We start from the raw sequence: 13,046 nt of genomic DNA, 5'->3' as shown, positions 1-13,046 counted from the left end.
TGTTGGAAATTTTAAAATATAATTTGATTTTTTGATAAAGTGATAAATTTATAGGATTTTTCATGTTAAAATAAAAGAAAGTTTTAAAATTTTAATTATAAGTTTTTAGTTATATATTTATCAAATGGAAAAATTTCAAGTTAGATAAATATATATTAATTTTAAACCTGCTATTTTTATAACATATAAATATTTTAGTAGTTAAAGCAAATTTTATATGTACATATTAAAGAGAAGTATTAATAAAAGGAAGTGATTTTATGAGTTTAAAAGGTAAAGTAGCAATTGTTACAGGTGGAAGTAGAGGTATTGGTAAAGCTATTGTCTTGGAGTTAACTAGATTAGGTGCTAGTGTGGTTATAAATTATAATAATGATGATGAAAGTGCTATTAATACATTAGAAGAAGTTAAATCTTTAGGTGGATATGGAATATTAGTAAAAGGAAATGTTTCTGAGTATAATTTTTGTAATGAATTAGTAACAAAATGTTTAAGTAAGTTTGGTAAAATTGATATATTAGTAAATAATGCAGCTATATCTAAAGTAGGATTATTTATTGATATGAAAGAAGAAGAATTTAATCAATTAATAAATGTAAATGTAAAGTCTTTATTTAATATGAGCAAAAATGTAATACCTCATATGATTGAACGAGGATGTGGAAATATAGTAAACATATCTTCAATGTGGGGAAATGTTGGTGCGTCATGTGAAGTTGCCTATTCAGCATCAAAGGGTGCAGTAAATATGTTTACTAGAGCATTAGCTAAAGAAGTTGCACCTATGAATATAAGGGTTAATGCAGTTGCACCAGGAGTAATAAAAACTAAAATGAATTCATGGCTTAGTGAAGATGAACTAAAAGATTTACAAGAAGAAATTCCTATGGGAAGACTAGGAGAACCGAAAGAGGTTGCTAAGGCTGTAGCTTTTTTAGTATCTCAAAACTCATCTTACATAACTGGACAAATATTAAATGTAGATGGGGCTATAATATAAATATAATAAAATATAATTGAAATTTCACATTGAAAATAAATTGAAACAAAGTTATAGTATAATGATATTAAAATATAAAAATTTAATACAAATACTAAAAGAGGTGAATACATAGATATGAGCGGTAAAGAGTTAGTATATACAATAATAGGCATTGTACTTATTATATTATTAGGACCAACTATACTATCTATCTTTGGAACAGTTATAAGTTTTATATTTACTATAGTAGGGATAATAATATTATTAACAGTATTAGGTGTTTTGTATTTAAAACATAAAGCTAAAAAACAATTTAAAAGTTATGATCAGTCTTATAGTCAATACAATAAGGAATATAAAAATAAAACTAATAGTGAAAATTTATACACAGCAGAAGATGAAGAATCTGTGATTATAGATGTTGATTATGAAGATATTGATGATTCAAAATAAAAAATCACAGAAATCTGTGATTTTTTATTTTCTTTTATAAAGATTAATAAAGAAAACATCCTTTAAAAAGTTTGTATATTACAATAAGGTTTTATTTTACAAAATTATAATTAAGAAAAATTAATATAGGTTATTTATGTATAATAGGGAGTGGTAATATGGCTAAAATTTTAGTGGTTGAGGATGAGATGTCTATAAGAAAATTTCTAAAGATAAGTCTTAAAAGGGAAAGTTTTAATGTATTAGAAGCTGAAAATGGAGAGGATGGAGTTCAAAAAGCAAGGGAAGAAAATCCAGATATAGTTATATTAGATATTATGCTTGGAAAAGGTATAGATGGATTTAAGGTTTGTGAAATATTAAAAAAAGATTATCCGGAGATAGGAGTTATAATGTTAACTGCTAGGGGGCAAGATTCTGATAAAATTAATGGGTTAGAGTTTGGTGCAGATCATTATTTAGTCAAACCATTTAATCCATTAGAGTTAGTTGCAATAATAAAATCCTTATTAAGAAGAATGCAATATTCTAAAAAAGAAAAAGAAGATAATTATTTATATTCTGGAGAATTTAAGCTAGATATATATAGTAAAAAGGTATATAAAAATAATATAGAGTTAGATTTAACACCAAAAGAATATATGATAATTAAAATATTTATAGAAAATAGAGGGAAAGCTTTTAGTAGAGATGAGCTCTTAGATATGGTATGGGGATATAACTATGTTGGCGATAATAAAATAGTTGATGTAAATATAAGAAGATTACGAAGTAAAATAGAAGAAGTTCCATCAGAACCAGTTTATATTGAAACTGTTTGGGGAACTGGATATAGATGGAGGGCATAGTAAAGTGACATCTATAAAAACAAGAATTTCCGGTGGATATTTAGTGAGTATAATAATAACAGTAATACTAGTTGAAGTTATAAGCATATTTGCTATTAGAAGTTTCTATTATGGAGGTTTAGAAGAAAGTTTAGTGAATCAAATTGGTATATCTACTAATTTTTATAATACGTATTTTTATAATGATACTGTAAAAAGTAATATTTCTAATGATATAGATCTTTATTGGGAAAATGCTGATGCTAAGGCTGAAATAATAGATAAAAAAGGAGATATTTTAATGGATTCCCAAGGTCAAAATAGGGGTAAAATAACAGTAACCAATGAATTTAAAGAATTGGTTAATGGTAAAATAAAGTTTTTTAAAGAAAAAAGCAGCTTAAATAATGAACCTATTTTGAGTGTATATATGCCACTATATTATAATGGAGAAGTCGATGGGGTTCTTAGATTCACATCTTCTACTGTGGATGTGGATAGAAATATATTAAAAGTATCACAATATGCAATAATGGCGGGATTTATTATTATAATACTATCTAGTTTTGTTAGCTTAGTAATTTCTAATAGTGTGGCAAAACCGCTTAAAATAATAAGCCAAGGTGCAGAAAAAATGGCAGAAGGAAACTTTAATGATAAAATACCTAAGTATTCTGATGATGAAATTGGAAAACTAGCAGACACCTTGAATTATATGTCAGAAGAGATATTAAAAAATGAAAAATTAAAAAATGAATTTATTGCATCTGTGTCTCACGAACTTAGAACACCACTTACATCAATAAAGGGATGGTCTATTGTGTTAAAGTCATCTGAATTTGAGGATGAAGAAGAGATAAAAGAAGGGTTAGATATAATAGAACAAGAAGTTGATAGGTTAACATATTTAGTGGAGGATTTATTAGATTTTTCAAAATTATTATCAGGAAATATGACATTGAAAAAAGAAAATGTAAATATTGATGATTTGCTTAAAGGTATATGTAAACAACTTACACCAAGAGCAAATAATGAAGGTTTAACTTTAACTTTAAAAGTAGATGGAGAGTTGCCAAGTATAAGTGTAGATATAAATAAAGCAAAACAAGTTTTTATAAATATAATCGATAATGCTATAAAATTTACTAATGATGGTGGTAGAATTTTAATATGTGTTAACGCTGATGAGAAGTATATAAACATAAGTGTTAAAGATAATGGCGGAGGCATAGCCTCAGAAGATTTAGAAAAAGTAAAAGAAAAGTTTTTTAAAGGAAAAGATTCAAAGTCAAGCAATGGAATTGGACTATCAGTATGTGATGAAATAGTGAAGTTACATGATGGAGAATTATTAATATTAAGTGAGGTTAATGTAGGTACAGAAGTTATAGTAAGATTACCATTATTATTATAAAAATACGGTAGAAATTTATATTAAAGCAGAGGAGTAGTATATGAAGAAAATTTTCGGGTTAATATCTATGTTTATTATGATAATTCTATTGGTAGGTTGTAAATATGATAATATTGATTTAGCTGTGAAGGCAAAAGAACCAACTACAACACCTATTATTAATGGACAATGGATAGTTAATGGATATAAACCTTTAGAAAAAAGTGATAATTTAAATGAATCATATAATGTTTGGAATAAGTCTATAATTACTATAAATACGCAAGTAGCTATATTTCCTAATAATACATATAAAAATCCAAAATATAAATTAAAAGTAGTAGAAGCAGAAAACTATATTCTAAAAAAATACGGAATAGAACCAAAAGAGATAGGAATTAATGATGAAAGAATAAGTATAATATCTATATCTTCAGATGAACACTATTATGAAGATGTGTTATTAATAGATAATGATAATGCTATTGTGGAAAGTAATAATATAATATATTACATTTCTAGGATTGATTCAAATGATATAGATGAGTTGAAAGAAAAACAAAATCAAAAAGGTGTTGCTATAGGAAATAGTAAATACTCTGATGAAAGTGATTTAACCAAAGAAAAAAGTGGCGTTTTTATAGGCTTAAAGGAAACTACTAAAATGGATACATATCCACTTATATTTAAAAATTATATAGATAAAATGAATGAATTTTCTTATAGAACTTTATGGGTTAATTTTGATGGGGAGAATGTGGAAATTAAAGAGATACCATATATATTTTTAGTTAGAAAAAATGGATTTTGGAAAGTAGAAAGTGAAAGGGTCTCAGGAAATGATTATATACAGGATAATATTACGGCAATTCCTTTAAATAAAAAGGATGAAGAGAACAATGCACTTAAAAAGGAAATTAGAAATGGATGGACCTATGGAACTATTGAAATAAATTTTATAGCTAATGATTATATGTGTGTAGAAACTCATGGAAATAATGTAGATTATGAAAATGAAAAATTTGATTATGAAAATTTAGAAACAATTCCTATTGATACAGTATACTCAGGAGAAATGAAATCAATAAGTATATCAAAAATTTTAGGCAAAGAGCAGCTAGAAGTTGTTAATGAAGAAATAATGAGGATAAATAATAAAACAGGATCTATAAATAAAGAGGATTATACTAAAGATTTTTGGGGATTTGGTGTAGAAAGAGTACCTGGAAAATGGGGGATGAAAGGTAGAGTTAATCAAGATTTAACCAATAATGATTATGCAGATTTCCAAATTCCTATAGATGTCCCACAAACTCTTTTGAAATATGATTCAGTATATTTACCATTAGCAAAGGTAAAAGAACAGGTGCCAAGGGCAAAAGATGTAATTTGTTCTCCAAATAAAGACATGGCAGTAGTATTTACAGATGAAAAAATACTTGTATATAAAATTGTTGGAACTAACTTAAGTGATTCACCATTAGGGGAATTTGATTTGAAAGAAAATGAAAAGCTTATAATGGCTGAATGGGCTACTGGTGATTATGTTGATCAATGGGATAAAGAAGTAAATGAGAATTTAGAATAAAAAAGTATAGTTCAAAATAATCTTTATTTTGAACTATACTTTTTAACTATATATACTTAACTACATCCTGTTGTTGTGCCACAGTCTTGGCAAACCTTACAAGTACCATTCCTCACAAGTCTAGTACTAGAACAATTTGAACAAACTTCAGAATAAATTCGTTCGCCATCAATAGAACTACTAGAAATTTCAGTTTCTGCTACATTGTTAGTAATATTATTTTGAACATTAAATTCAGTGCTAGTAGTTTGTGGCTTAACTTGACACCTAGAAAAATCTCCAAGTTCTATATCAATAACTTTACTAATTAAATCAGATATAGAAGAAACTTGTTTTATATATGGATGTTTTTGAACAAATCCATAAGGCTCATATTTTTGACCTCTAAGCATTTTGGCTATATCCTGAGGCGGAACATTATACTGTAACATTACAGATATAGATTTGGATAAGGAATTTAAAAGTCCCATTATGATTGTACCTTCTCTATCTGTAGTTATATAAATTTCGCAAATTTCATCTTTTTCATTTCTATTAACTGTTGTATATATTTTTACTTCATCTATTTGAGCTGGATGGGTTGTTCCATAGCGAATTCCTTCAGGTTTTTCGCGAGTAGAAATACAACGGTTACCTTCTAATTCTCTAGCTTTTTTTAATAACTCATCATAAGTTAAATCTTCAAGGTCAGATTTTTTTCCATCGTCAAGAGTAGTATTAAGTGGTTGGCTAGCTTTGCAACCATCCCTGTAAAGAGAAATACCTTTAATTCCAAGCTTCCATGAATTTATTACAACAGATTTAAAATCTTCTACAGTTGCATTAGATGGAAGATTAACAGTTTTAGAAACAGCTCCAGAAATCATAGGAGTTATACTGGCCATCATAAGTACATGTCCCATGGCATCAATAAATCTATCGCCGCTACCACATTTGTTGGCAGTATCAAATATTGGTAGATGTTCATCTTTTAAATGTGGTGCATCTTCTATTTTTCCATCAATTATTTTTTCATATTCAAATCCATCTTCAGAGACAATTTCTTTTCTAAGTATATAATCTAAAATATCTTTAATTTCATTGGAAGAATAGCCTAAATTTTTAAGTGTTTCTTCTATAACAGGATTTACTATAGTCATAAATCCACCACCAGATAATTTTTTATATACAAAATGAGAAAAATATGGTTCTATTGAAGTAGCACCACAATCCATTGCAAATGATATAGTTCCAGTAGGTGCAATAACCGAAACTTGAGCGTTTCTATATCCATGCTTTTCACCTAAATTAAGAGCATCTTTCCATGTGGATTTTAGCAATTTGCTTAATTTTTCCCAGTGAATTTTATTTAAAATATTATGATTAATTTCAAGTGGTTTATAATTTAAGTTTTCATAGTCAGAGTCTAAAACTTTAGCAACTCTACAATGGTTTCTTATAACCTTTAACATATATTCTTTATTAATAGAATATTTTTCAAATGAACCTAACTTTTCTGCCATTATAGCAGAAGTTTTATATGAAGTAGCCGTAAGTAATCCTATTAAAGATGCAGAAATTGCTCTGGCTTCATCAGAGTCATAAGGATATCCCATAACCATAAGTAAGGATGACAAATTAGAAACTCCAAGACCAGTAGTTCTAAATAAATAAGTTTTTCTAGCTATATCTTCAGTTGGAAACTGACCCCAATGTATAGAAGCTTCTAAAGCTAATTGTAAAATAGAAACTAAGTGAATATAACCTTCTAAATCAAAAGAATTATCTTCATTATTATAAAATTTATAAAGGTTTATGGATGCTAAATTGCAAGATGTATCATCTAAAAAAGCATACTCACCACAGGGGTTTGTAGAATTTATTCTATTATATTTAGCATTAAATAAACCATCTTCTCCACATGGACAAGTGTGCCAACTATTAAAAGTATCATCGAATTGAGGTGCAGGGTCTGCGCATTTCCATGCAGATGTATTAAACCTATCCCATAATAAACTTACTTTTACCTTTTTATTTATAAAGTTATCTACTCTTCCTTTTAACTCTATAGTTTCTTCAGGATTAACAGAAAGATTTTCAACCTTTTGCATAAAATCATCACTTAATCTTATAGAGTTATTACCATTTTGACCAGAAACTGTTTCATAAGCTTCTCCTTCAAAGTTGGCATCATATCCCATCTTACCTAAAGCTCTAACCTTATCTTCTTCTCTTGCTTTCCACTGGATAAATTCTAATATTTCAGGATGATTTATATCTAAAGCTACCATTTTAGCGGCTCTTCTAGTAGTTCCACCAGATTTTATGGCTCCAGCATTTCTATCTAAACCTTTTAAAAAGCTCATAACTCCAGAAGATATGCCACCGCCAGAAAGCTTTTCGCCTTTAGCTCTTATATTGGAGTAGTTTGTACCAGTACCAGAGCCACCTTTAAATAATTTAGTTTCCGTTACAAATTGTTCAGATATAGAATGTTTTCCTAAAAGCTTATCTTCTATAGATAGTATAAAACATGCTGAAGCTTGAGTTCTTGTATAAGCATCTTTACTTTTTACTACCTTTCCCTCCTTAGGGTCAAAATAATAATTATTTAAGCTTTCACTCTTTATTCCATAGGAGTGCATTAAACCTGTATTAAACCATTGTGGGGAATTTGGTGCATACATTTGATTTAAAAAACAGTATGCTAATTCGTCATAAAGGATTTCTTTTTCTTTTTCAGAATCAATTAGACCTTCATCAACTAATGCTTCACACCAAAAGTTAACAATTCTATGGACTACCATTTTTAATGAATTTTCATAACCACATTCATTAGGTACCATTGCTTTTTTAAAATACTTTGAAGCAATTATATCACAAGCATTTTGTGAGTAGTGAATAGGAAATTCTAAATCTTTCATATCAACTAAAACATTATCACTTTTATAGTCCTTTATAAAAACATTAATCTTTTTCCATTTGAATAAATCATATACATTAAGATTTTTATTTTCATCAAGTTTTTTGTATAATATCTTTTAAATAAATTTTTATATTACTCATTATCATCACTAGATTAGTTAACTTTTAAAACTAACTAGCATTGCACCTCCTAAGCGTAGAAAATTAACGAAACAAAAATACTACATATTGCTATATGTAGTATAATATGCACTATATGTTGTATTATATAACAAGGATTAAATTTAATCAACAATTATTATTTTATAACAATAATGAAAAACAATTCGAAAATAATAGAATTATTTGTACTATTGTAGAAAAAAATAAGTATATAAAATAATATATACTAAATTAGAAAAATAAATTTAATGATTAATATATTAGAATAAGATTAAATTTAGATGATTATAAGATTCTATTGCCATTTTAATAATAAAGTCTTAACTCTTAATTTTAAACTAATACTAAGAAATTATATAATTTTGAATAAGATATTATTTTTCTATATTATAAAGTTAGCATTATAGTATTTAAATATACCTTTACTTAATGGTTGAATATACATAACGCAAAAGGATATAATGAAGAGTAGTATATAGTTAAAGGTAGATATGAATATATTTTTATGATAAGGAGTGATTTTTGTGATAAAATCATTTAAAGGAAAGAGTCCAGTTATAGATGAAAGTTGTTTTATAGCAGAAAATGCAACTATAGTAGGAGAAGCTACCATAGGTAAGAATACAAATATATGGTATGGAACAGTTTTAAGAAGTGATATGAGTTATTTAAAAATAGGAGAAAATACCAATATTCAAGAAAACACAACTGTTCATAATGATTTTGGTGTACCAACAGAAATTGGGGATAATGTTACAATAGGACATAATGCAATAATCCATGGATGTAAAATAAATAATAATGTGTTAGTTGGAATGGGTTCGATTATTTTAAACAATGCGGAAATAGGAGAAAACACAATTATAGGTGCAGGGAGTTTAGTAACTCAAGGTAAAAAAATACCATCTGGTGTACTTTGTATGGGATCACCAGCAAAAGTTATTAGAGAACTTACATCAGAAGAAATAGAAAATATAAAAAAATCAGCAATAGAATATGTAAAAATGGCAAATGAACATAAGAGCATTTAATGAAAACTTATGTTGAAAATATGTTTATAAAAAAAGTAATATTAAAAAATGTAGAGAAATTAAATAGCTGTATTTAATAGTATGAGTACAGGTTTATTACTTTAAAACACAAAAGGAAAACTTTAGGAGGAAATTATGATAAAAATTGGTGAAATAAATAGTTTAAAAGTTGTTAGAAGGTCAGAGTTTGGATATTATTTAGATGGAACTACAGGGAATTCATCAGATGATATATTATTACCTAATAAAAGTGCGTTAAGAAATGATATAAGAATTGGTGATGAACTTGAAGTATTTATATATAGGGATTCTTTAGATAGAATTATAGGTACTATGAAAGAACCATTAGCAACAGTTGGAGAAGTAGCTTATCTAGAAGTAGTTGATGAAAGTCGTATTGGCTCGTTTGTTAATATAGGATTAGAAAGGGATGTTTTAGTTCCATTTAAGGAAACAAATTATAAATTGAAAGTTGGTAAAAAATATTTATTTGTATTATATGTAGACAAAACAAATAGACTTGCAGCAACAACTAAAATAGATAATTATTTACATGATACAAATTCTTATGAGGTTGGCCAAGAAGTAGAAGGAACTATATATGGGTTCCAAACTAATAACTCTGCAGAAATAGCTTTAGAAAATACATATAGAGGTGTAATATTAAAAAATGAATATTACAATGATTTAAAAATAGGCGATATAGTTAAAGGTAGAGTTAAAAAATATTATGAAGATGGTAAAGTAGGTATTTCATTAAGAAAAGTGAGATTAGAAGAAAAGTCAGATTTAGAAACAGAAATACATGAGTACTTAAAAGAGAACGATGGATTTATGAAATTGAATGATAAATCTTCACCAGAGGATATAGAAAAAACTTTTAAAACTAGTAAAAATGCATTTAAGAGAGCTTTAGGTGGGCTTATGAAGAAAAAATTGATAACTCAAGATAAAGAGGGAACTAGACTATTATAAAATTAATAGAAATAAGAAAAAAGTTAGAGATTAATCTCTAACTTTTTTTTCACTACTTCTTTTGAAAAACTTTAAAATTTCATTTATTATAATTGGCACTAAACTAATTAATAGTACAAAAATCCAATCATTTAAAGTAAGTTTATAAACTCCAAATAATGTAGCTATCGGTGGTATTGTTATAACTAAAAATTGTAGCAATAGTCCTAGTATTATAGAACTAATTAAATATTTATTGGAAAACACACCAATAGAAAATATGGATTTACTTTCATTTCTCATATTTAATGAGTGAGCAAGCTGAGTACTACTTAATACAGTAAAAGCTAACGTTTGAGCATGAATAAGAATTTTATCAGGTATGTTTGATAAAGCTATGTCAGAACCACCATAAACTTTAGCTCCATAAACAAAGGCTATTAATGTTAAAAGTCCAATTAAAAAACCGTTAAATATTAGTGTGAATATTGATCCTTTAAATAAACTGTCTTTAGCATTTCTAGGATGCTTATTCATAACATCCTTATCACCAGGATCTACACCTAATGCTAATGCTGGAAAAGTATCAGTTATTAAATTTACCCACAATATATGTGTTGCACTAAGTGGAGCAGCCCAACCTAGTAAAATTGCAAGAAATAGACTGACTATCTCACCAGCATTGCAAGAAATTAAGAAAATAACAGATTTTTTAATATTATTAAAAATATTTCGTCCTTCTTTAATTGCTGAAACGATAGTAGAAAAATTATCATCTGTAAGAACCATATCAGCTGCACCTTTTGCAACGTCTGTACCGGTTATTCCCATAGCAACGCCTATGTCAGCAGCTTTCAATGAAGGTGCATCATTAACTCCATCACCAGTCATGGAAACTATATTGTCTTTTGATTTAATAGCTTTAACAATTTTTACTTTGTGTTCTGGTGAAACTCTTGCAAAAACTCTAAGATTATCTATAGAGTTTGCAAGTTCCTCATCTGATATTTTATCTAATTCAGCTCCGGATATAACTTGTGATGAATCTGTAGCTATATTTAAATCTTTAGCTATGGCAAAAGCAGTATTTTTATGATCACCAGTTATCATTATTGTTTTTATTCCAGAGTTTTTGCAAATTTCTATTGAATCTTTAACTTCTAGTCTAGGAGGATCTATCATTCCTACTAATCCTATAAATATAAGATCTTTTTCCACATCATTTTCTTTTAAGTTGGAAGAATCTTCAACTGTTTTATATGCAGCTCCTAAAACTCTTAGAGCATCATCAGACATTTTATATGAGGCTTTTAAGATTGAATCTTTAAGTTCTGTAGTTAAATCTTTTATTTCATTGTTTAAATATATTTTAGTACACAAATTTAAAAGGTTATCAATTGCACCTTTAGTTAATACAAAAGACTCATTAGAGAATTTATTTATAGTGCTCATAAGTTTCCTATCAGAGTCAAATGGAATTTCACCAACTCTTGGATGATTCTTGTTAGCGTCTAGTTTAGTTAAATTATATTTGTTTCCGATATCTAGTAATGCTATTTCAGTAGGGTCTCCTGTTTTAGAATCTTCACTAGAAGTGGCATCATTACAAAGAACTAAATTTTCTATTAGTAATTTTTCTACAGGATCATTCATATTTAGGTTTTCGATATCATTTAGGTTATTATTACAATAAAATTTTGTTACTGTCATCTTGTTTTGAGTCAATGTACCAGTTTTATCAGAACAAATAACATTCACAGAACCAAGAGTTTCAACAGCAGGTAGTTTTCTTATTATGGCATTTTGTTTTATCATTTTTTGAACGCCAATTGCAAGTACAATAGTAACAATTGCAGGCAATCCTTCAGGGATAGCAGCAACGGCTAAACTTATAGAAGTTATAAACATATCTAAAATGTCTCTATTTTGTAAAATACCGACTACAAACATTATTATACTTATAGCTATAGCAGCAAAACCAAGGTATTTACCAAGTTGTTCAAGTTTTTTTTGTAGTGGTGTTTGTTCTGATTCATCTGTATCAAGCATCTTAGCAATTTTACCAATTTCAGTATCCATACCTGTTGCAACAGCAATACCTATACCACGTCCGTAAGTGGCTAAAGTCGACATGAAGACCATGTTTTTTTGATCACCAAGAGCAATTTCTTCATTTTCAATCGTAATATTAGCATCTTTATCCACAGGGACAGATTCACCTGTTAAAGCTGATTCTTCAATTTTTAAATTGGCACTTTCTATTAAACGTATATCACAAGGTATATATCTGCCAGCATCTATTATAACTATATCGCCAGGAACTACATCTTCAGAAGGAATTTCAACAATTACTCCATCTCTTTTTACAAGAGCTTTAGGCGTAGAAAGTTCCTTTAATGCATCTAAGGCTTTTTCTGCTTTAGCTTCTTGAATCATACCAACTATAGCATTAATAAGAATTACTATTAAAATAATTATTGAATCACTTGTTTCTCCAACTACAGCAGATAAAACGGCTGCAACTAATAATATATAAATCATCATATCGTTTAATTGTGAAAAGAACATTTGGAGCTTAGTCTTAGGTTTTTTAGTAGTAAATTTATTGAGTCCATATTTAGATTTATGTTCTAATACTTGATCTGAAGAAAGTCCATTATCTAAATTGGAATTTAGGAGATTAAGAACATCTTCCGTTGTTTTGTTAAACCACATTAATATATCACCTCTATTAATTGTATTCATTATATT

General features: G+C 27.7%; 9 protein-coding genes. 7 read left to right on the top strand and 2 right to left on the bottom strand.

Annotation, left to right across the window (positions count from 1 at the left end):
* Positions 1-260 precede the first annotated feature (260 nt).
* From ymfI to CSGHG_RS04850, 5 genes are all read left to right on the top strand, one after another.
* Positions 261-1,001, top strand: a complete 741-nt coding sequence (gene ymfI / locus CSGHG_RS04870; protein ID WP_010293160.1) for an elongation factor P 5-aminopentanone reductase — start codon at positions 261-263, stop codon at positions 999-1,001.
* Between the two features lie 117 nt (positions 1,002-1,118).
* Positions 1,119-1,436: a hypothetical protein gene (locus CSGHG_RS04865; protein ID WP_010293159.1), complete on the top strand. Its 318-nt coding sequence runs from the start codon at positions 1,119-1,121 to the stop codon at positions 1,434-1,436.
* A 158-nt stretch (positions 1,437-1,594) separates the two neighbouring features.
* Positions 1,595-2,284: a response regulator transcription factor gene (locus CSGHG_RS04860; protein ID WP_010293156.1), complete on the top strand. Its 690-nt coding sequence runs from the start codon at positions 1,595-1,597 to the stop codon at positions 2,282-2,284.
* A gap of 4 nt (positions 2,285-2,288) precedes the next feature.
* Positions 2,289-3,677, top strand: a complete 1,389-nt coding sequence (locus CSGHG_RS04855) for a sensor histidine kinase (RefSeq protein ID WP_010293155.1) — start codon at positions 2,289-2,291, stop codon at positions 3,675-3,677.
* Positions 3,678-3,717: 40 nt separating this feature from the next.
* A complete protein-coding gene (locus tag CSGHG_RS04850) occupies positions 3,718-5,244 on the top strand; it encodes a hypothetical protein (protein WP_010293153.1) in 1,527 nt (508 codons plus the stop codon).
* 56 nt (positions 5,245-5,300) lie between these two features.
* Here the strand turns inward: CSGHG_RS04850 and CSGHG_RS19900 are convergent, their stop codons facing one another.
* Positions 5,301-8,195 carry a vitamin B12-dependent ribonucleotide reductase gene (locus CSGHG_RS19900; RefSeq protein WP_412766361.1) on the bottom strand — a complete coding sequence of 965 codons (2,895 nt, stop codon included), beginning with the start codon at positions 8,193-8,195 and terminating at the stop codon, positions 5,301-5,303.
* Positions 8,196-8,834: 639 nt separating this feature from the next.
* Between CSGHG_RS19900 and CSGHG_RS04840 the strand changes: the two genes are divergently transcribed.
* Both CSGHG_RS04840 and CSGHG_RS04835 read left to right on the top strand, forming a co-directional pair.
* Entirely contained in the window at positions 8,835-9,341 is a 507-nt protein-coding gene (locus CSGHG_RS04840) for a gamma carbonic anhydrase family protein (protein ID WP_010293151.1), read from the top strand.
* A gap of 135 nt (positions 9,342-9,476) precedes the next feature.
* Positions 9,477-10,316, top strand: a complete 840-nt coding sequence (locus CSGHG_RS04835; protein WP_010293150.1) for a CvfB family protein — start codon at positions 9,477-9,479, stop codon at positions 10,314-10,316.
* Between the two features lie 30 nt (positions 10,317-10,346).
* Here the strand turns inward: CSGHG_RS04835 and CSGHG_RS04830 are convergent, their stop codons facing one another.
* The gene (locus CSGHG_RS04830; RefSeq protein WP_010293149.1) at positions 10,347-13,010 is read right to left on the bottom strand and encodes a cation-translocating P-type ATPase; all 2,664 of its coding nucleotides are present in this window, start codon (positions 13,008-13,010) and stop codon (positions 10,347-10,349) included.
* Positions 13,011-13,046: the final 36 nt, after the last annotated feature.

This window comes from Clostridium senegalense JC122, from assembly GCF_000285575.1.
GTDB lineage: Bacteria > Bacillota > Clostridia > Clostridiales > Clostridiaceae > Clostridium_J > Clostridium_J senegalense.
The sequence above is the reverse complement of the archived record's forward strand: the minus strand, read 5'-3'. Positions and strand labels throughout refer to the sequence as shown.

Coding starts and splice junctions, on each gene's coding strand:
- ymfI (WP_010293160.1), top strand. CDS start 261: ATGAGTTTAAAAGGTAAAGTAGCAATTGTTACAGGTGGAAGTAGAGGT.
- CSGHG_RS04865 (WP_010293159.1), top strand. CDS start 1,119: ATGAGCGGTAAAGAGTTAGTATATACAATAATAGGCATTGTACTTATT.
- CSGHG_RS04860 (WP_010293156.1), top strand. CDS start 1,595: ATGGCTAAAATTTTAGTGGTTGAGGATGAGATGTCTATAAGAAAATTT.
- CSGHG_RS04850 (WP_010293153.1), top strand. CDS start 3,718: ATGAAGAAAATTTTCGGGTTAATATCTATGTTTATTATGATAATTCTA.
- CSGHG_RS04835 (WP_010293150.1), top strand. CDS start 9,477: ATGATAAAAATTGGTGAAATAAATAGTTTAAAAGTTGTTAGAAGGTCA.
- CSGHG_RS04830 (WP_010293149.1), bottom strand. CDS start 13,010: ATGTGGTTTAACAAAACAACGGAAGATGTTCTTAATCTCCTAAATTCC.